This is a genomic window from Rhizobium sp. R635 (genome assembly GCF_002211285.1).
Lineage (GTDB): Bacteria > Pseudomonadota > Alphaproteobacteria > Rhizobiales > Rhizobiaceae > Rhizobium.
Map to the genome: position 1 here is coordinate 176,907 of NZ_LOKX01000032.1, position 18,662 is coordinate 195,568.

The window sequence follows — 18,662 nt, forward strand, 5'->3', positions numbered from 1 at the left end:
GGATGTGAGGTCAATACCCATGGGCGCGCATCCGGTCGATGTACCAGGCGGCGAACTTGTCGAGGTTCGTCTCGGAGAAGCGGGAATAGGGGCCGGGCTGATAGGCGGGATCGAGCGTGCCGGCATGCGAGCGGGCAACGAGGTCGGCATCCTGGTCTGTCGTCGCGATCCAGACGTCCGTCAGCTTGTCGAGATCGTAATCCACGCCTTCGACGGCATCCTTGTGAACCAGCCATTTGGTGCGCACCAGCGTCTTGCCCGCCGAAAGCGGAATGACGGTCGCCACCACCGCATGGTCGCCCATGAAATGGTTCCAGCTGTTGTGACCCCAGAGATGGGTATCGCCGAGATCCTTGCGGGTCATGTGGCCGAGCAGCTTGGAAGATGCGGCGGTGGCGTCATGGGTCTGGGATTCGCCGGCACCTGATATGATCAGCCGCTGCGTGCGGAAGTTGGTGGCGCAGTCGGTGAGCTGCTCGACGGCGGCCGAGGGAAAACCGTCCGCCTCCCAGGCCTGCGTGCGTTCCTCATAGAGCCGGAAATGCTCTTCCGCCTGTTCGCGATCCTCGGGGCTCAGCGTTTCCGGGTCGAAGCCGAAGTCGAGATCGACGAAGGAGACGCAGAGTTCCGGATGGTTCGCGGAGCAATGGTAGCACTCGCGATTGTTCTCCATCGTCAGCTTCCAGTTGCCGTCCTCGATGACGTCGGTCTGGTGGGCGATCTTGGCATTGCGGATATCGTAGGGAGCCAGCCGCTCGACCATGGTCTGCTCGAGGAGCGCGATGTCTTCGGGCGGATTGTCGGAGAGGCAGACATAGATCAGCCCGCCGATGGATTTGAAGGTGACGGGCTTCAGGCCGCGACAGTCCTTGTCGAAATCCTTGCCCATGTGGGGAGCGTAGCTCAGCTCTCCCGTCAGCTCATAGGTCCAGGTGTGATAGGGACAGACGAGCTTAGAAACGATCGTCTTGCCCGCGTCGAGAAGGCGGGAGCCGCGATGGCGGCAGACATTGTGGAGGACACGGAGTTCGCCGTCGTCGTCACGCAGGAGGATCAGGCTCGTCTTGCCGATATCGATCACCGTGGCGTCGCCGGGTTCGGGAACGTCGCAGTCGAGGCCGACGCAGATCCAGTGCTTGTGGAAGAAGACGTCGATGTCAGCTTCGAACACATCTTCCCTGGTGTAGAGGCCGGCCGGCAGGGAATGGCCGTCGGCACGGGCTTCGAGAAGGGCCGAAATCGAAGATGGAAGCTTGTTTAGCATGAGAACCTCTTATGTGAGAGTTTCCCTAGATTGCGCTTGCAGTTATGGGGTTTCAACGGCATAAAAAATCACGCTCGCATAAGTTTTTATCATGCGAAAAGAGGATTGAAGATGCAATTCCGAAAACGGCTCCCGTCGCTGACGGCCCTGGTGACGCTGGAGGCTGTGCTCAGACGGAAAAGCTTCACGACGGCCGCGACCGAGCTCGGCGTCACCCAGGCGGCGGTCAGCCGGCAGATCGCCTTGCTGGAGGAGGAGTTGGGCCAGCCCCTGTTCGTGCGCAAGCACAGGGCAATCGAGCCGACGGCGGCCTGCATCAGTCTCGGCGCGACGCTGGCGAAGAGCTTCGCCGATATCGCAGAGAGCGTGGAAGCGATGCAGTCGCGCAGCCAGGACGTGGTGACGATCGGGGCGACCGTCGCCTTCTCTTCCTTCTGGCTGCTGCCGCGGCTGGCGGAGTTCCGCCGGGCGAATCCGGGCATATTGGTACGGGTGATCTCCCAGGACAGCCCGATCGCTCTCGACGATGGAGAGATCGACGTGGCCATCCGCTACGGCATGCCGCCCTTCAGCGATGGAACGGTCATCGCCTCGCGCGGCGACGTCGTCTGCCCCGTCTGCTCTCCCGACCACCTCAGGCGCCGGGGAGATGGCCCGCTCGGCTCCGCCGACGAATTCATCGAAACGGATGTGCTCGATCGTTCCTGGTATGGCTGGGCGCAATGGGTGTCGCTGACCGGCGGTAATATCGAGATCAAGCCGTCGCTTCGCTTCAACCATTACACCGAAAGCATCGCGGCCGCGCGTGCCGGGCAGGGGATTGCACTGGGATGGCGCATGCTGATCGGCACCTTCCTGGAGGACGGAACCCTGGTGCCCGCCTCGCAAGCCGAGCTTGCCGCCGAAGGCCGCTACAACGTGATCGTGCCGATCAAGGCCAAGCGCAGCCATGCGCGCGATCTCGCCGCCGCCTGGCTGACGGCCTCGCTGCACGGCTGATCAGAAGCCAAGCCCAGGCGTTGCCGTCCGGTGCACGCCCTTGGGGACGAAGGCGAACTGGTCCGCGAGGCCGAGGAAATCGGCCGCCAGGTGAATGACCGAAAGCCACATCTCCGTTCCCTGCAGGCTCGCTTCGCCGCCGTCGGCGAACGGGAAGCCTTCGCCATCTCGCCATCTGTTGAGCGCCCGCGAGATGAGGCTGCGGGCGATCGCCTCGCCATCGGCCCGGCGGTAATCGGTCTGCCGGGCAATCAGCAGCAGGGGATGGATCGTATCGAGCAGGTTGCAGGCATTGTACTTCGCGCCGGCGAAGCCCTTGTGGTTGCGATAGTTCAAGTGAACCGTTTCGAGCGCCGCGTGCGGATGGGGAAGGGCTGCGCCGAACTGGGCATAAGTGCCGCGTGTCAGGCGATAAAAGCCGTTCACCGGCTGGAGCCATCCCTCCAGCGCCGTCGGCTCGCCCCATAGGCCGGAGACGCCGTCGGCATTCCGGCTCAGCCATTCGAAAAGCGCCTGCCGCGAACGCCGGATGCCGAAATACCGGGCGTTGAAATACATGGCGGTGCCGATGGCATCGACCACGCTGCCCGAGTGCCACGCCCGGCTTTGCCAGGGCAGCGCGCGCAGCCATGCGTCAAGCTCTCCGGCGTCGAGCTCGACCGCCTGGACAGGATGCCGCGGATTCGAGCCGAGCAGTTCAAGCGCATAGCCGACCGACAGAACGTTATAGAGCGCCTTCGGATCATCCCTCAATACGCCGCCGTGTGCACGCGCATGCTCCTCCGGAAAAAGGCCGGTCTCCCGGTCCTGCAGACCTTGCAGGCGCTCCACGGTCTCTGACGGATCGAGTCCGGACGGCAGCTGGCCGAAGCCGGCTGCGATTTCGATCGCATCACACAGGTGCCGGATCGCCGGCCGTCTGACGCCGTCCGCTTCCAGCGATTCATAACTTCCCTGCGTTCTCCACCGTGCAAGGATATCCGGCCATTGCTCTTTCGCCTTCTGCCCGAGCCTGACCAATTGGTCTTCGGTATCTCCCGCGCTGGATTTCCTGGCCGCCGAGCCTCGGCTGCGCAGCACCCGGGCAGGCACGCCGCCGGCAATCGCCATGGCGGGAATGTCCCCGGTGACGACCGCCCCGGCAGCAATGACGGCGCCATTTCCAATCGTGATGCCATCGAGGATCACGCAATTGGCGCCGATCCACACATCGTCGCCGATGGTTATGCCGATGCTGGCGACACCCTGCTTGTGTATGGGCAGATCAGGATCGTCGAAGCCATGATTGAAGCCCACGATCGACGCATGCGAAGCAATCCTGACCCCATTGCCGCATGTCACCCTGCCGGAAACGCAGGCATAGGGATTGACGGAGCAATCGTCACCGAGCACGACATCGCCGCGCACGAGCGCGTGCCCCGCAATCCACGACCGCTCGCCCATCGTCAGGCTTTCGGTGAAGATCGCGGCATTCTCGGCGATATAGGACGTCTCGGCCAGCGCGGCCGCGCATGATCGCCTGAGCGCAGCCTTGCGGGCGAGATGAGCGGGATGATCGAGATCCGACGCGATACGCTCCCAGGGAAGATATTGCAGCCGGCGCGCTTCCTTATCCTCGCTCGCCGGTGCCTGCGGGCTGTTGGCGTGATCCATCCTGTTCCTCATTCCCGGATTCGACCGCCGAATATCCGTCTGCCTGCTGCGGTCCGTTGGTCGCGGCATCAGACAGCGGGAGCCGTTCGAAAGCAAGACTGTCCGGATGGTGCATGCTGAGAAGCCCGTCGTCAGATGCGCTCGATGCGGGCCGAATACTCGCCGCGCACCAGCAGCGCTTCGAAGCCATTGTCGAAGCGGCCGAGCCGGATCAGCCCGTCCCATCTGTAGTCCGCGTAAAACAGGGCGAGGTTGCCCCACGGCTTGAAATAGCAGAGATCGCCCGACTGTTCGTTGCCGAAGGGGCCGCTGCCTTCTTCCGTGAGCTTGCGCGGCAAATGGACGATCTTCTCGTTCCTGCCGTAGTCCTCGATCTTGAGGTCCAGGGGCAGCATGGAGGCGAGATCGCGTACCGTCGGGTTGTCGTAGAGTGTCGCGGTCAGGGTCAGGTTATTGAAGCCTATCCTGATCCTGACGTCGGTCGGCTCCTGGCTGGCCGGATCGTGTCTTTCCTGCCCTTGCGCCGCGAAGGGTATGGCAGCGACTGCCAAGGCTCCGCTCAGCACAGCGCGACGGCACATGTTTTTGGGTGTCGTAAACATGGCGCGACTCGCATCAGACGGGTTGGGCCGTGGGCCGGAACAGGATCTCATTGATGTCGACATCATCAGGCTCGCTCATTGCGAAGGCGACCGTTCGGGCAAACGTATCCGCGCCGATAGCGATCCTGCTGACGAATTCCTGTGTGCCGGCTTGAATGTCTTTCTCACTGATATGCTCGAGCAGCTCGGTTTTGACTGCGCCGGGTGAGATGATCGTGGTGCGGATATTGTATGGCTTTGCTTCCTTCCGCAGCCCCTCCGAAAGCGCGCGCACGGCGAATTTCGTGGCGCAATAGACGGCAGCACCCGGATCGACCACATGGCCGTAGACGGAAGACACGTTGATGATATGTCCTGACTTCCGCGCCTTCATGTGGGGAAGCGCTGCCGCAATGCCGTAGAGCACGCCCTTGATGTTCACGTCGATCATGCGGTCCCACTCGTCGACCTTCAGCCGTTCGAGCGGCGCAAGCGGCATCAGGCCGGCATTGTTCAGCATCACGTCGACATGGCCGAACGCGGCGACGGCCGTGTTGACGAGGTTCCTGACTTGATGTCGATCCGTGACGTCGGTCTGGACCGCCTTGGCCTTATGGCCCTTGGCGGACAATTCCTCGGCCAGCGCCGCGATGCGGTCGGCTCTGCGCGCGCCGAGGACCACCGAAGCGCCGCGCTCGGCAAGGTGGCGCACCGTGGCTTCGCCAAGCCCGCTGCTCGCGCCTGTTATGACGACGACTTTGTTTTCGATTCCTCCAGACATGATGATGATCTCCTGTTTTGGGGGTTAGGCACGGCGGCCGGCGATGGCGGCGATGGCGGCGAGGACAGCCGAACCCGCGAGAAGGCAGGCGGCCAGCAAGAAGGTGCTCCACCATCCCGCGGTGTCGAACAGGATGCCGCCGGCGAAAGCGCCGCCGGCGATGGCAAGCTGGATCAGCGCCACTTGCAACCCGCCTGCCGCTTCCAATTCACCGGGAACGACGGCGGCCATCCAGGTATTCCAGGCGACCGGTATCGGCGTCGAAAAGAATCCCCACATCACGAGCAGAGAGGCGGTGAGCGCCGCGAACGGCCCGAGCGCGATCAGCAGCAGGGCAAGGATCGCAAGAGCCGTCGGCAGGCCGATCAGTACGGGGAGGAGATGCCGCCGGGCGATGAAGCCGATGACGGAGGTACCAGCCAATCCGCCGGCGCCGAGGCCGAGAAGCACCATGGACAAGACATTCAGTTCCAGTCCCGTCACGCCCTCCAGAAACGGGCGAAGGTAGATGGACAAGGCGTTCTGGCCGATGAAGGCGAGACCGGTCGCCGCCATTCCGATCGCGAATGTGCGATTGCGCAGCAGCCCGAATATCCCGGCCACCGAGACGGTTGATGTCGCGGGCATCCTCGGTAGCACGGCCAGTTGCCAGACGAGCGCGGCAATTCCGATCGGCACGGTGACGAAGAAGGTGTCGCGCCATCCGATCAATCCGCCGAGAAAACTGCCGAGCGGCGCGGCAAGCACGAGCGCGAATGCGGTGCCGCCTTGAAGAAGGGCGATGGCCTTGGGCAGGTCGCGATCGGAAGCCAGGCGCGCCAGAATGGCCGTCGACAGCGACCAGAAGCCGCCGATCGAAACGCCGACCAGTGACCGCCCGACGAGAAAGACGGGGAAGTTGGGTGCCAGCGCAACCGCCAGGCTCGAGGCGACGAGAACCGCCGTATAGAGCAGCACGACGGATCTGCGGTCGATCTTCGCCAGGAAGACATTGCCGAAGAGGCTGGTGACAACCGCAAAGACACCCGACACGGTGATCGCCAATCCGGCTTGCCCTTCCGACACCGAGAGATCTCCCGCAATCGGCGTCAGAAGGCTCACGGGGAGAAACTCCAGCCCGACCAGAAGGAACGTCAGAAGCGAGAGACAGGTCACCGCGCTCCACCGCGTCGCAGCACCTTCCGCCAGCGAGGTTTCGTTCAATGTCAGCTCGATACTCATCCGTGGTCTCCCGTCCGTTTCGAGAGAGAGATAGCCGGGCTGGTTTTGCGCGACTAGAAGCTATAATCTGAATGTCGTGATGAGGGAGATTCAACAATGCGGCGCGACGAGTTCACTGAAATGCGCGCGTTTCTGGAGGTGGCGCAGGAGCGGAGTTTCACGCGCGCCGCATCGAAGCTCGGAGTGACGCGCTCGGCGCTCAGCCATACGATCAGCGCGCTCGAAGCACGGCTCGGCGTCCGGCTTCTTTCCCGCACGACGCGCGATGTGGCGCCGACGGCGGCCGGCGCGCGCCTGATGGAGAGCATTCAGCCTCATTTCGAAAGCATTACTGCGGAAATCAGCGCGATCAGCGCGCTGCGCGACAAGCCTTCGGGCCCTGTCCGCATCGTCTGTCCAGACGATGCCGTCGACCTCGTGTTCCGTCCACGGCTGACGGCATTTCTGCGTGACTATCCTGATATCACCATCGAACTCATCGTCGACAATGGGTTCACCAATATCGTCGAACGCCAGTTCGACGCCGGCGTGCGGCTCGGCGAGGCGATTGCGCGCGACATGGTGGCCGCCCGTATCGGTCCCGACGTCTCTTATGCCGTGGTCGGATCACCGGACTATTTTGCGCGCCGCGCCGCGCCCGCGGTCCCGCACGACCTGACGGACCACAACTGCGTCAACCTGCGGCTTCCCACGTCGGGCGCGCTCTACGCGTGGGAGTTCGAGAGGGATGGTCGCGAGTTCAGTGTCCGTGTCGAGGGCCAGCTCGTGATGAGCAACATAGGGCCGGCGATCAATGCCGCTCTCGATGGCGTGGGGCTGTCCTACGTGCCGAGGGACCTCGTCCGGCGATATCTGGACAGCGGCGATTTGCAGGAAGTGCTCGCGGACTGGGCGCCGACGTTCCAAGGATATCATCTCTATTACCCCAGCCGCCGCCATCCATCCCCTGCTTTCGCCGCCTTCGTCGAAGCCTTCCGCTACCGGCAGAGGTAGCGACCCTCATTGGATAAGAGGGCGCAGTCCACCGCGCCCTCTTGATATGGGCGCTTAGCGGCCGCTGTCGATGATTGCGCCGCCGTCGGGGGTCAGGCTGTAGCCGGTGATGAATTGCGAATCCTTGCTGGCGAGGAACAGGGCCACCGGCGCAATGTCGTCTTCCGGCGAGCCGAAACGGGCAAGCGCGCTCATCGGCGGGGGAACCTCCTTTTCCACGGCGCCCCAGGTATCGGCGATCGGCAGGATGTTGTTCACGGTGATGTTGTCGGCGCCCCATTCGCGTGCCGCCGTGCGGGTCAACGCGCGCACCGCCTCCTTGGCCATGTTGTACGGACCGTATCCGGCGAGGCCAATCGTGCCGGCCATCGAACCGAAGTTGATGATCCGGCCTTCCCCGCTTTTCCTGAGGTGAGGATAGCAAGCCTGCATGAAACGCAGATAGGCGATCGGCCCGGTGTCGAAGTTCCGTTGCAATTGTTCGGCTGGGAGGTCGATGACCGAAGACAAGACTGCTGAACCATCGAAAGCATTGTTCACCAGAATATCGATGCGTCCGTAGATTGCCACGACCTTGTCCACCGCGGCCGTGATCTGACCGGCTTGAGCGACGTCGCAGACGACGCCGAGCGCCGTGCCGCCCGCTTCGATGATATCGGCAGCAACGCGTTCGACACCTTCGGGTGTCCGCGAGAGAATAGCGACTTCGGCTCCTTCGGCCGCAAACAGCTTCGCGGTGGCGCGGCCGATGCCGCGGCTTGCGCCGGTGATGATGGCAACTTTTCCATTGAGTCGGTTCATTTCTTTCTCCGTGATTTGGGTTGGGGTATCAACGCATCGCAGCCTGGACGTAAGGGGAAGGCACGCCGCGGGCATCGTTCTGCGTGGCGAATGAGGTGACCAGCAGTGCCAGGCCGATCGCCGCTGGCAGAGCGCCGGCAGGTTTTCGAACGCCGACATGTGCGAAGCCGGACAGCAGCAAGTGAAAGAAGATGCCGGCATAGGCGAGATCGCTGAGCGGCACGCTGACGCGCGAAAGGATCGCGGCCGGGCCGAGAACCTTGACGACGATCATGAACGGAATGAGGAAGGGAGCCTTGAAACCAAGCTCCCCCAGAGCCTCGCGAACCCAGTCTCTCCGTGTGACATAGAGGGTCGCTGAAGCGAGATAGAGCGCGGATAGAAGCGCCGTGCTGATCCAGTATCCGTAAAATTCAAGCATGAGTTATCCCTGTCGCTGCTCACGCAGCAACATTCCTCTCGTCGAGTCTGTCGGTTTATCTATGAGGGGCGCTTCTTGCTGCGCCCCCCGGTGCATGGGTGGAAAATGTCGTCTAAGATCAATCTTTGTAAGTAGGATGAATTACTTGCTGCTAGTATGGAAAAGCAGACTATGGCCGATGGCGAAATCAATATGCATGAGGAGATGCGGCGTGCATTCGCGCTGCTTTCCGGCAAATGGAAGCTGGAAATCATGTGGCTGCTCAATCAGCGGGTCTACCGGTTCGGCGAGTTGAGGAAGGCCATTCCCGGCATCACCCAGCACATGCTGACAGCGCAACTGCGCGAGCTCGAAGCGGATGGCATGGTCTCCCGCACCGTCTTTGCGGAGGTTCCCCCGCGGGTCGAATATACGATCACGCAAAAGGCGCGGAGTCTCGGTCCGACGATGGAGGCGTTGACGGCATGGTGGAACGAGTACGGCAAAAGCGTACCGGTAAAACCGAGTGCACGCGGGCGTAAAGCGAGAGGCGGCTGAACGGAGGCGGGTCGATAAACGACCTCACAGTCACGAAAGACTGGAACCGAACTTGTCCCAGCCTTCCTTGATCGTCTCCATCGCGACATTCGTCGAGGTGTTGGCAACGTGCGGCAGCGTCGAGATGCGCTCGCCCAGCACGCGGCGGTAGCGGCCGATGTCGCGGGTGCGGATCTTCAGGAGATAGTCGAACCGGCCGGCGATCATGTGACACTCCTCGACTTCCCGGATCTTCTTGATGGCGTCGTTGAAGCTTTTGAGCGCCGCCTCGCGGGTGTCGGAGAGCTTCACCTCGACGAAAGCGATGTGGTCGAGCTGCATTTTCGCCGGGTTGAGGACGGCCTTGAAGCCTTCGATATAGCCGTCGTTGATCAGTCGCTTGAAGCGGATCTGGCAGGGCGTCTTGGAAAGCCCGACGCGCGCGGCGAGATCGGTGATCGACAGTCTCCCGTCCTCGGCGAGAGCCGCGAGGATCTTTCTGTCGAACTGGTCCAATTCACTAAAGATGTCGGTTTCTGTGGCCATTTGAACTCTCGGTGATCGCTTTATAAGTTCATACGGCTTGAAAACCACTAAAATCAAGTGAGATCGCGATTTGCGGCTATGGTAGATTGTGCGTCGGCAGTGGGAGGAAGGCGTGAGCGCCTGGCGCATTGCCGGGATCGGCAGCGGCGCCGCACCAGGAGGGGATCACGGATGCACGAGAAACAAGCGGATGACGAGCGGAAGCCCGACTTGCTCGCTCACTACAGGCCGGTGGCGATAAGAGCGGTTGCGGCAGCATTCACCCTCAAGCGCGACAAGCCGGATGCGCGCCCGCTTTGCGAGACGGAATATTCCGGCCCCGCTTTTCTGGATGATGCGCTCTGGGATGACGAGCCCGGTGTTCCATTTATCCGTTAGACGAAACATTCTTTGATCAGGGACTCCCATGTTGAACGCAGCGATCGACCCCGCATCCTCCAATGATCCCGCCGGCAGCGCGCCGTTCGCCGCTTTTGCGCCGCCGATCCGGCCGCAATCCGAGCTCCGCCAGGCGATCACATCAGCCTATCGCCGTCCGGAAACCGAATGCCTGCCGCCGCTCGTTGCGGCCGCGCGCGTTTCCGAGGCCAAGCGTTATGACATCCGCAGCACGGCCCGCACACTGATCGAGGCGCTGCGCGCCAAGCACAAGGGCACCGGCGTCGAAGGGCTGGTGCAGGAATATTCGCTTTCCAGCCAGGAAGGTGTCGCGCTCATGTGCCTTGCCGAAGCGCTGCTGCGCATTCCCGACACGGACACCCGCGACGCGCTGATCCGCGACAAGATCGCCGAGGGCAACTGGACCTCGCATATCGGCGGCGGCAAATCCATGTTCGTCAACGCGGCCACCTGGGGTCTCGTCGTCACCGGCAAGCTGACTTCGACGGTCAACGACCGCAGCCTGTCGGCGGCGCTGACGCGGCTGATCGCGCGTGCCGGCGAGCCGGTGATCCGCCGCGGCGTCGATATGGCGATGCGCATGATGGGCGAGCAGTTCGTCACCGGCGAAACGATCGAGGAAGCGCTGAAGCGCGCCCGGCCGCTCGAAGCGCGCGGCTTCCGCTATTCCTACGACATGCTGGGCGAGGCCGCGACGACCGCCGCCGACGCCGAGCGTTATTTCAAGGATTACGAGAAGGCGATCCACGCCATCGGCAAGGCGGCGGATGGCCGGGGTATCTATGACGGTCCCGGTATCTCGATCAAGTTGTCGGCCCTTCACCCCCGTTATGTCAGAGCGCAGGCCGGCCGAGTGATGGGCGAGCTGCTGCCGAAGGTCAAGGCGCTCGCGGTTATCGCCAAGGGTTACGATATCGGCCTCAATATCGATGCCGAGGAGGCCGACCGGCTGGAGCTTTCGCTCGATCTCCTCGAAGAACTCTGCTTTGCCCCGGAGCTCGGCGGATGGAACGGGCTCGGCTTCGTCGTGCAGGCCTACGGCAAGCGCTGCCCCTTCGTGCTCGATTACATCATCGATCTCGCCCGCCGCTCCGGGCGCCGGATGATGGTCCGTCTCGTCAAGGGCGCTTATTGGGATGCGGAGATCAAGCGCGCTCAGTTGGACGGTCTCGACGACTATCCGGTCTATACCCGCAAGATCTACACCGACGTCGCCTATATCGCCTGCGCACGCAAGCTGCTGGCCGCCGCCGATGCCGTCTTTCCGCAGTTCGCCACCCACAATGCGCAAACGCTGGCTGCGATTTATCATCTGGCAGGGCCTGATTTCGCGGTCGGCAAATACGAATTCCAGTGCCTGCACGGGATGGGCGAACCGCTCTATGACGAGGTCGTCGGCAAGGAAAAGCTCGACCGGCCCTGCCGCATCTATGCGCCCGTCGGAACGCATGAGACGCTGCTCGCCTATCTCGTCCGCCGCCTGCTCGAAAACGGCGCCAACTCCTCCTTCGTGCACCGCATCTCCGATCCGAACGTCTCGGTCGAGGCGCTGATCGCCGATCCGGCCGAGACCGTCGCGGCCATGCCCGTCGTCGGCGCCCCGCATGTGCAGATCGCGGCACCCAAGGCCCTTTACGGCAGCGCGCGCGCCAATTCGAGCGGCCTTGATCTCTCGAGCGAAACCACGCTTTCGGACCTGGCGGAGACGCTCGCCTCCACGGCTGTCACGCCCTGGCATGCGCTTCCGATTCTCGCCGATGGCTCCACGGATGGCGTGACACGCGATGTCCCCAATCCCGCCGATCACGGCGACGTCGTCGGCACGGTGACAGAGCTGAAAGTCGAGGAGGCCGCCCGTGTGGTTGCGATGGCGGCCGAGTATGCGCCGCAATGGGCGGCGGTGCCGCCGGCGGAGCGCGCCGCCTGCCTCTATCGGGCGGCCGATATCATGCAGGCCCGCATCAAGGTGCTGATGGGCATCATCATGCGCGAGGCCGGCAAATCGGCCGCCAACGCGGTCGGCGAAGTGCGCGAGGCGGTCGACTTCCTGCGCTATTATGCCGATCAGGCCCGCAAGACCCTCGGTCCGTCGCATCTGCCGCTCGGCCCGATCGTCTGCATCAGCCCGTGGAATTTCCCGCTGGCGATTTTCACCGGCCAGGTTGCCGCAGCCCTCGTCGCTGGCAATCCCGTGCTGGCGAAGCCGGCCGGCGTGACGCCGATCATCGCCTCGGAGAGCGTGAAGATCCTCCACGAAGCAGGTGTGCCGGTCGGCGCGCTGCAATTCGTGCCCGGCAGCGGCCGCCTCGGCGCGGGCATGGTCGGCGCTCAGGAAACGGCCGGCGTCATGTTCACCGGCTCGACCGAGGTCGCGCGCATGATCCAAGCGCAGCTTGCCGAACGCCTGTCGGCAACCGGCAAGCCGATCCCGCTGATTGCCGAAACCGGCGGCCAGAACGGCATGATCGTCGATTCCTCCGCCCTGGCCGAACAGGTCGTGGCCGACGTCGTGACATCGGCCTTCGACAGCGCCGGCCAGCGCTGCTCGGCGCTGCGCGTCCTCTGCCTGCAGGACGACGTGGCCGACAGGACGCTCGCCATGCTGAAGGGCGCCTTCCGTGAATTGACGATCGGCCGCACCGATCGCTTGAGCATCGATGTCGGGCCCGTCATCAACGACGGCGCCAAGACGGAGATCGACCAGCATATCGAAGCGATGCGCGCCGCCGGCCGCAAGGTGGAGCAGTTGCCACTGCCGCAAAGCGCTGCGGCGGGCACCTTCGTTCCGCCGACGATCATCGAGATCAAGTCGCTGTCGGACCTGACGAGGGAGATCTTCGGTCCGGTCCTGCATGTCGTCCGCTTCAAGAGAAACGGTCTCGATCGCCTGATCGACGACATCAACGCATCGGGCTACGGCCTCACATTCGGGCTCCACACCCGGCTCGACGAAACGATCGCGCATGTGACGAGCCGCATCAAGGCCGGTAATCTCTACGTCAACCGCAACATCATCGGCGCGGTCGTCGGCGTGCAGCCTTTCGGCGGCCGCGGCCTGTCGGGAACCGGCCCGAAAGCCGGCGGTCCGCTCTATATCGGCCGGCTGGTGCAGCGCGCGCCCGTGCCGCCGCAGCAGGATTCCGTGCATACCGATCTCGCTCTTCGCGATTATATCGTCTGGCTCGACAAGAAGGGCCTGACGGCGGAAGGGGAAGCGGCGCGCGGTTATGCGAGCCGTTCGGCGCTCGGGCTCGAACGCGAACTCGCCGGTCCCGTCGGCGAGCGCAATCTCTACGCGCTCCATCCGCGCGGTCGAATTCTTCTCGTGCCGCAGACCGAAGGCGGGCTGCATCGCCAGATCGCCGCCGCTCTTTCCACGGGCAACCATATCGCCGTCGACGCGGGCTCCATATCGAAGTCGGTCCTGGCGGATCTGCCGGCGGCTCTCGCCGGCCGGATTTCCTGGGCGTCGGATTGGGAAAAGGATGGGCCTTTCTCCGGTGCGCTCGTCGAAGGCGATCGCGACAGGGTTCTTGTCGTCAACCGGAAGATCGCCGCGCTGCCCGGTCCGCTTCTCCTAGTCCAGGCCGCGACCAGCGAGGAACTGGCGAGCGATCCCGAAGCCTATTGTCTCAACTGGCTGCTGGAGGAAGTGTCGACCTCGATCAACACGGCCGCTGCCGGCGGCAATGCGAGCCTGATGGCGATCGGCTGAATGAATCAGGACGAGGGCGCGAAATACGCCCTCGATGCCCCTGACCCAGGCTGTCAACCTCTCCATCGTCATGCTCGGGCTTGTCCCGAGCATCTGCCTCCGGTCGATAGGGCAGCAGATCCTCGGCACAAGGCCGAGGATGACGTCGAGTAGACGGCGGGGTTTATCAGCGAATCTCGGGATGCGGAAAATGGGGCCTTGGGTACGCATTTGGCGGCTCCGAGGAAACTCGACACCATTGACCATTTTTTTAGCAGTTGCGGCTACGGTGGCACGATCAGGCGGGACCATTCCTGGGACGGGGACTATTTTATGGCGTTGATTGATCGACTGTTGCAGCGCATGCGGATCGTGACGAAGGTTCTCTTCTTCGTGGTGCCTCTGATCGTCCTCATCGCCGGTATCGGCCTTTTCGGTTATTTCACCGCTGGAACGCTCAAGGGCCAGATGACCCTGACGCGGCAGACGATCGATACGCTTTCCAGTTTCCAGCAACTCAGATCCTCGCTGACCGCCTTTACCGATCTTCCGACGGCGGCCACGCGCGACCGGCTGATCGCCGGCATCTCCGATCAGGAGAAGGGTGCTGCGACGCTCGACGCCATGCTGGTCGACCCCTCGCAGAAGCAGAAGATCTCGGCGGTGCGCGAACTCGGCGGCAAGATGCAGGGCGGCGTCGACGCGCTTTGGGCCGTGGCCCAGGAGCGCACGAATACCGAACAGGCGATCGATCAGGCTGTGGCGCAGCTTTTCAAGGAAAGCCAGACCGCCCGTAAGCAGCTCGACGTTCTCCAGGATCAGGCGAACGGAAAAGAGGCCTTCGTCCGGGCGCTGCTCCTCGATGCCTCTGTCTACAAGAATCTCGCGCAGCGCATTGCAAAATTGCGCAAGGCGGCCGCGCAGGCAACTGCCCCCGCGGATATCGCCGGCGCTCTCGGCAATCTCCTGCCGCCGCTCGTCAAGGAGGTCGGCGGGAGCGCCGCAGTCGCCTCCGACAAGGCCCAAAGCCAGATTGCAGCGCTGAAGCCGGTATTGGACAAGCTCGCCGCGATGGCCAAGGACAGCGCCAATCTTACGCTCGATGGCTATGCTGCCGTCGACCAGGATCTGCAGGGCTTCGAGGAGAAGTTCGGAAAGCTCGCCTCCGGGAATGCCGATACCGCTATCGAGCGTTTTGTCGGCATGGATGCGAATATCGCCACGCTTCGCTCGATGGTGGCGATCGTCAATACCGCTTTCAAATCGATCGACGATCTGCGCCTGCACCTGAGTGAATTGAACAGGCGGGTCGATGCAGAGGCACGCGATGCCGTTCTCGCCGATCTCAAGGCGCTGCGCGAAAGCGCTGCCGAGCTCGTCCCCTTGAGCGGGAAAAACGCCGCCTTGCAGGAGCTTGCGAAGAAGATCGAGCCGTCCCTCGCCTCGATCGAAAAGGACAGCTCGCTCCTGATATCGATCGCCGACCGGTGGCAGAAGAACAGGGAAGCGGCGACCGAGCTCGTCGCTGCGGCAAGCAGCACACTCGAGCAATTCGTCAGCACCGCGCAGGAAAGCGGCAAGGAGATCAGCCAGCGTTCGGCCACGATGTCGCTCGCGGCGATGATTGCGGGCACGGTGCTTGCGATCATCGGCGGCCTCATGCTGATCGAAACGCTGCGCGGCCCGCTGAAGCGCATCACCCAGACCATGATGAGGCTTGCCAACGGCGATCTCAACGTCCCGATCGGCGACGGCAAGCGCGCCGACGAGATCGGCGACATGATCCGCTCCGTCACCGTCTTCCGCGACCAGGCGCTGGAGAAGACCAGGCTGGAAGAGGTCGCGGAAGCCAACAGGGCGCGCGACGAACTGGAACAGGCCCGCCGCGCGGCCGAGCAGGCGCGGATCGAGGCGGAACAGAGCGAAGCTCTGAACGCGCTCTCCGATATGCTCGGCAAGCTCGCCAACGGCAATCTCGCCGCCGAAATGAGCGAGGATCTCGCCGCGGATTATGTCGCCATGGCCCGCACCTACAATCACGCCATCGATGCGCTGCGCCTTACGCTCGCCGAGGTTCGCAACACGACCTATGAGATCGCCGAGGGCAGCACCAATCTTTCGGGCGCCGCCGACGATCTGGCCCGCCGCACGGAACAGCAGGCCGCAGCCCTCGAAGACAGTTCGCGAGTGCTTGGGGAACTGACCGCCAGCGTGCGGGAGACGGCTGAAAATGCGAGCCAGACGTCGCGCTCCGTCGCCGAGGCCCACCGCCAGGCGGAACACTCCGCAGCCGTCGTCGCCAAGGCCATCGACGCGATGGGCGCCATCAACCGGTCGTCCGAGAAGGTCACCAGCATCATCGGCGTGATCGACGAGATCGCCTTCCAGACCAATCTTCTGGCGCTCAACGCGGGTGTCGAAGCCGCACGCGCGGGAGAGGCCGGCAGAGGTTTTGCCGTGGTGGCGCAGGAGGTTCGCGAGCTTGCGCAGCGCTGCGCCACGGCCGCCCGCGAGATCAAGCAGCTCATCTCCAACAGCGCGACCCAGGTCGGCGCGGGCGTCCAGCTCGTCGAGGAAACCGGCAAGGCGCTTTCGGAAATCATGCAGCACTTCACCTCGATCAACGGGCTGGTGCAGGTCATCTCCTCTGCCACGACCACGCAATACAAGGGCATCGACGAGGTGAACAACGCCGTGCGCGATGTCGAGCACATCACCCAGCACAATGCCGCCATGGTGGAGGAAAACACCGCCGAGATTCACCGGCTCCGGCATCAGGTGGAGGTGCTGAACGAAAGAATTTCCCACTTCCAGACCGCGGTCGCCGAGGGCCGCAGGCCGTCGATCGCGCTCGCCTCCTGACGGCGCAGGCGCTTCCCGGCGACTTGCATCAAGCCCCGGGACAGAGGGGGATGTCGGCTGACGCCTGCCGGCGTTCGCATTCGGTGCGGAACGAGCGATATTGCCAGAAACCGTCTGGGCTTTCCCGCCGGTAGACGGTTTCGAGCCAGAACACTGTGTCGTCGATCGGCAGGACCGGATGCCATGCATACCATTCCGACCAGATCTTTCTTGCGGGATCGCTCTCCATGATCGTCGCTCATCGAATGAGTTTCTGTGTCGCCGATCTCTGACCGGGCTTCTCCATATTCTATATTAGAGAATTATGATTCAAGATCATTCTTGATTTGAAATCATTTTCACGTGTCGCTTGAAATATTCTCCGGCTGCCACCGGAACGTTTCCGGTTGCGCAAGCGCATCGACGCGATGGAATGGAAGCCGTGAAGGCTTGGGCGGAATGGCTTTATCCGCACTCAGGCGATCGAGCGCAGCCCGAGATAGGCGGCCAGGCTGACGGCGGAGAGCGCGATCGTCAGCTTGGGCCTTGCGTCGTCGAACATGGCGGCCAGCAGGAGGCCGAGCATCAGGATGACGGATTTTGCCCAGAGGTCCTGGTCGGAAACGGTGAAAGCGATTGCCGCCAGAAAGACGGTGCTTGCGACGATCGTGACCGGAGCGGACTTCTCGGCGATATCGCCGGCCGAAAAATAGGGCAGAAGAAAACGCCGCATGCTCAAGCCGGAAGCAACGCTTAGGAGAAGACAGGTCAGGACAAGGTGCAACATGGGTCTTCGTCGGTCGATCTGCAGATGGAATTGCAGATGCAAACCTCGTGCCAGCCCGAAACCCCCGTGCCATCGGTCCGACAGCGGCATATTCGGGCCTGTCTGGCTATTTCCTCGGCGTCGCGTTTCTTTTTTCGGCAACCGTTTCCGCTTTCGCTCGGATAGGAAAATTATATCGCAATACGACTTGAGTCGGGGCGATGGTTTTTATATAGAGAATTATCCGTCTCCATAATTTCGAAAACGAGATTTTCATTGGACCTTTCGTCGATCGAGATATTCCTCGCCGTCGCCAGCGACCGCAGCGTTACGAAAGCCGCCAGGGCCGTCGGGCGGGTGCCCTCGAACGTGACGACGCGCATCCAGCAATTGGAGGAAGATCTCGGCGCTTCCCTCTTCAGCCGTGACGGCAAGAAGATGACTTTGACACGCGAAGGGGAGACCTTCCTCGCATACGCCAACAGGCTGATGGCGCTTGCGCTCGAAGCGCGCCAGGCCGTGCGGCCGCTTGCCCCCTCGGGAACGCTGCGGGTCGGCACGATGGAGAGCACGGCGGCAAGCAGGCTGCCGGCGGCGCTGACCCAGTTCAACCAGATGTGGCCTGACGTCTCGCTGCAGCTGACGATGGGTGCCTCCCGCGATCTTGCCCGCGCGGTGCTCACCGAAGCCCTGGATTGCGCGCTGATCGCCCGTCCGCCCAGGGCGATGCGCGAGGAGGATTCGGATTTCGATGCCGAGCTGAAGACGCTGGCGATGGAGCCGGTCTTCGTCGAGGATCTGTTGATCGTTCTGCCGTCAGGCCATTCCCCGATCAAATCCGCCGCCGACCTTCGCGTCGGCGCGCTTGCCGCCTTGGAGCCCGGCTGCACCTATCGCAGGATCGCCGAGAACTGGGCGCGCAAATCGAGCGCCCTGCCGACCAGCGAGCTCGGCTCCTACCATGCGATCCTGGCAAGCGTTGCGGCCGGCAACACGGCCGGCGTCATGCCGAAATCGGTTCTCGACCTCATGCACTGGCCGACGTCGCTCCAGACCCACCCGCTGGGGCCTGTCGAAACGCTGCTCGTCTCGCGTAGGAATGACCGCCCCAGCGCGTTCAATGCCTTCCACGAAGTTCTCAGCGCGACCAAAGGAAGAGATATCAGGCTGGCGATGAACTAGCCCG

The 18,662-nt window shown here is 62.9% G+C and carries 17 protein-coding genes; 7 read left to right on the forward strand and 10 right to left on the reverse strand.

Translation table 11 applies throughout. From position 1 onward, the window contains the following. Window positions 1-10: 10 nt before the first annotated feature. Window positions 11-1,264 carry an aromatic ring-hydroxylating dioxygenase subunit alpha gene (locus ATY78_RS20375; RefSeq protein ID WP_088684113.1) on the reverse strand — a complete coding sequence of 418 codons (1,254 nt, stop codon included), beginning with the start codon at window positions 1,262-1,264 and terminating at the stop codon, window positions 11-13. 111 nt (window positions 1,265-1,375) lie between these two features. On the opposite strand from ATY78_RS20375, the gene ATY78_RS20380 reads away from it, so the two are divergent. Continuing rightward, entirely contained in the window at window positions 1,376-2,263 is an 888-nt protein-coding gene (locus ATY78_RS20380) for a LysR substrate-binding domain-containing protein (RefSeq protein WP_088684282.1), read from the forward strand. Here the strand turns inward: ATY78_RS20380 and ATY78_RS20385 are convergent, their stop codons facing one another. From ATY78_RS20385 to ATY78_RS20400, 4 genes are all read right to left on the reverse strand, one after another. After that, window positions 2,264-3,916, reverse strand: coding sequence for an acyltransferase (locus ATY78_RS20385; RefSeq protein ID WP_088684114.1), 1,653 nt, complete (start codon window positions 3,914-3,916; stop codon window positions 2,264-2,266). Window positions 3,917-4,047: 131 nt separating this feature from the next. Then, window positions 4,048-4,518: a cyclophilin-like fold protein gene (locus ATY78_RS20390; RefSeq protein ID WP_088684115.1), complete on the reverse strand. Its 471-nt coding sequence runs from the start codon at window positions 4,516-4,518 to the stop codon at window positions 4,048-4,050. Between the two features lie 13 nt (window positions 4,519-4,531). Beyond that, complete coding sequence (locus ATY78_RS20395) at window positions 4,532-5,278, reverse strand: SDR family oxidoreductase (protein WP_088684116.1); 747 nt, start codon at window positions 5,276-5,278, stop codon at window positions 4,532-4,534. Between the two features lie 24 nt (window positions 5,279-5,302). Next, the gene (locus ATY78_RS20400) at window positions 5,303-6,499 is read right to left on the reverse strand and encodes an MFS transporter (RefSeq protein ID WP_088684117.1); all 1,197 of its coding nucleotides are present in this window, start codon (window positions 6,497-6,499) and stop codon (window positions 5,303-5,305) included. Window positions 6,500-6,595: 96 nt separating this feature from the next. On the opposite strand from ATY78_RS20400, the gene ATY78_RS20405 reads away from it, so the two are divergent. Further along, the gene (locus tag ATY78_RS20405) at window positions 6,596-7,492 is read left to right on the forward strand and encodes a LysR family transcriptional regulator (RefSeq protein ID WP_088684118.1); all 897 of its coding nucleotides are present in this window, start codon (window positions 6,596-6,598) and stop codon (window positions 7,490-7,492) included. 54 nt (window positions 7,493-7,546) lie between these two features. On the opposite strand, the gene ATY78_RS20410 is transcribed toward ATY78_RS20405, so the two are convergent. Continuing rightward, window positions 7,547-8,293, reverse strand: a complete 747-nt coding sequence (locus ATY78_RS20410; RefSeq protein WP_088684119.1) for an SDR family oxidoreductase — start codon at window positions 8,291-8,293, stop codon at window positions 7,547-7,549. A 28-nt stretch (window positions 8,294-8,321) separates the two neighbouring features. Then, window positions 8,322-8,714, reverse strand: coding sequence for a DoxX family protein (locus tag ATY78_RS20415; protein ID WP_088684120.1), 393 nt, complete (start codon window positions 8,712-8,714; stop codon window positions 8,322-8,324). Between the two features lie 156 nt (window positions 8,715-8,870). Between ATY78_RS20415 and ATY78_RS20420 the strand changes: the two genes are divergently transcribed. Continuing rightward, window positions 8,871-9,251, forward strand: coding sequence for a helix-turn-helix domain-containing protein (locus ATY78_RS20420; protein ID WP_088684121.1), 381 nt, complete (start codon window positions 8,871-8,873; stop codon window positions 9,249-9,251). Window positions 9,252-9,281: 30 nt separating this feature from the next. Here ATY78_RS20420 and ATY78_RS20425 read toward each other — a convergent pair whose 3' ends face one another. Next, the gene (locus ATY78_RS20425) at window positions 9,282-9,776 is read right to left on the reverse strand and encodes an Lrp/AsnC ligand binding domain-containing protein (protein ID WP_088684122.1); all 495 of its coding nucleotides are present in this window, start codon (window positions 9,774-9,776) and stop codon (window positions 9,282-9,284) included. A 171-nt stretch (window positions 9,777-9,947) separates the two neighbouring features. Here ATY78_RS20425 and ATY78_RS20430 point away from each other — a divergent pair, with 171 nt between their 5' ends. The 3 genes from ATY78_RS20430 (at window position 9,948) to ATY78_RS20445 (ending at window position 16,731) form a co-directional block, all read left to right on the forward strand. Further along, window positions 9,948-10,154 carry a hypothetical protein gene (locus ATY78_RS20430; RefSeq protein ID WP_088684123.1) on the forward strand — a complete coding sequence of 69 codons (207 nt, stop codon included), beginning with the start codon at window positions 9,948-9,950 and terminating at the stop codon, window positions 10,152-10,154. A gap of 28 nt (window positions 10,155-10,182) precedes the next feature. After that, on the forward strand, window positions 10,183-13,890 hold the full coding sequence (putA, locus tag ATY78_RS20435) for a trifunctional transcriptional regulator/proline dehydrogenase/L-glutamate gamma-semialdehyde dehydrogenase (protein WP_088684124.1): 3,708 nt from the start codon (window positions 10,183-10,185) through the stop codon (window positions 13,888-13,890). A gap of 312 nt (window positions 13,891-14,202) precedes the next feature. Further along, window positions 14,203-16,731, forward strand: coding sequence for a methyl-accepting chemotaxis protein (locus ATY78_RS20445; RefSeq protein ID WP_088684126.1), 2,529 nt, complete (start codon window positions 14,203-14,205; stop codon window positions 16,729-16,731). Window positions 16,732-16,759: 28 nt separating this feature from the next. Here the strand turns inward: ATY78_RS20445 and ATY78_RS20450 are convergent, their stop codons facing one another. Together ATY78_RS20450 and ATY78_RS20455 are read right to left on the reverse strand one after the other, a co-directional pair. After that, entirely contained in the window at window positions 16,760-16,960 is a 201-nt protein-coding gene (locus ATY78_RS20450; RefSeq protein WP_088684127.1) for a hypothetical protein, read from the reverse strand. A gap of 225 nt (window positions 16,961-17,185) precedes the next feature. Next, on the reverse strand, window positions 17,186-17,497 hold the full coding sequence (locus ATY78_RS20455; protein ID WP_088684128.1) for a hypothetical protein: 312 nt from the start codon (window positions 17,495-17,497) through the stop codon (window positions 17,186-17,188). A 255-nt stretch (window positions 17,498-17,752) separates the two neighbouring features. On the opposite strand from ATY78_RS20455, the gene ATY78_RS20460 reads away from it, so the two are divergent. After that, window positions 17,753-18,658: a LysR substrate-binding domain-containing protein gene (locus ATY78_RS20460; protein ID WP_088684129.1), complete on the forward strand. Its 906-nt coding sequence runs from the start codon at window positions 17,753-17,755 to the stop codon at window positions 18,656-18,658. Window positions 18,659-18,662 lie beyond the last annotated feature (4 nt).

What these genes read in the sequence shown, in the direction of transcription:
- ATY78_RS20410 (WP_088684119.1), bottom strand. Translation starts at nt 8,293, where the DNA reads ATGAACCGACTCAATGGAAAAGTTGCCATCATCACCGGCGCAAGCCGC.
- ATY78_RS20405 (WP_088684118.1), top strand. Translation starts at nt 6,596, where the DNA reads ATGCGGCGCGACGAGTTCACTGAAATGCGCGCGTTTCTGGAGGTGGCG.
- ATY78_RS20375 (WP_088684113.1), bottom strand. Translation starts at nt 1,264, where the DNA reads ATGCTAAACAAGCTTCCATCTTCGATTTCGGCCCTTCTCGAAGCCCGT.
- ATY78_RS20430 (WP_088684123.1), top strand. Translation starts at nt 9,948, where the DNA reads ATGCACGAGAAACAAGCGGATGACGAGCGGAAGCCCGACTTGCTCGCT.
- ATY78_RS20395 (WP_088684116.1), bottom strand. Translation starts at nt 5,278, where the DNA reads ATGTCTGGAGGAATCGAAAACAAAGTCGTCGTCATAACAGGCGCGAGC.
- ATY78_RS20420 (WP_088684121.1), top strand. Translation starts at nt 8,871, where the DNA reads ATGGAAAAGCAGACTATGGCCGATGGCGAAATCAATATGCATGAGGAG.
- ATY78_RS20425 (WP_088684122.1), bottom strand. Translation starts at nt 9,776, where the DNA reads ATGGCCACAGAAACCGACATCTTTAGTGAATTGGACCAGTTCGACAGA.
- ATY78_RS20380 (WP_088684282.1), top strand. Translation starts at nt 1,376, where the DNA reads ATGCAATTCCGAAAACGGCTCCCGTCGCTGACGGCCCTGGTGACGCTG.
- ATY78_RS20445 (WP_088684126.1), top strand. Translation starts at nt 14,203, where the DNA reads ATGGCGTTGATTGATCGACTGTTGCAGCGCATGCGGATCGTGACGAAG.
- ATY78_RS20400 (WP_088684117.1), bottom strand. Translation starts at nt 6,499, where the DNA reads ATGAGTATCGAGCTGACATTGAACGAAACCTCGCTGGCGGAAGGTGCT.
- ATY78_RS20455 (WP_088684128.1), bottom strand. Translation starts at nt 17,497, where the DNA reads ATGTTGCACCTTGTCCTGACCTGTCTTCTCCTAAGCGTTGCTTCCGGC.
- ATY78_RS20450 (WP_088684127.1), bottom strand. Translation starts at nt 16,960, where the DNA reads ATGGAGAGCGATCCCGCAAGAAAGATCTGGTCGGAATGGTATGCATGG.
- ATY78_RS20385 (WP_088684114.1), bottom strand. Translation starts at nt 3,916, where the DNA reads ATGGATCACGCCAACAGCCCGCAGGCACCGGCGAGCGAGGATAAGGAA.
- ATY78_RS20415 (WP_088684120.1), bottom strand. Translation starts at nt 8,714, where the DNA reads ATGCTTGAATTTTACGGATACTGGATCAGCACGGCGCTTCTATCCGCG.
- ATY78_RS20390 (WP_088684115.1), bottom strand. Translation starts at nt 4,518, where the DNA reads ATGTTTACGACACCCAAAAACATGTGCCGTCGCGCTGTGCTGAGCGGA.
- putA (WP_088684124.1), top strand. Translation starts at nt 10,183, where the DNA reads ATGTTGAACGCAGCGATCGACCCCGCATCCTCCAATGATCCCGCCGGC.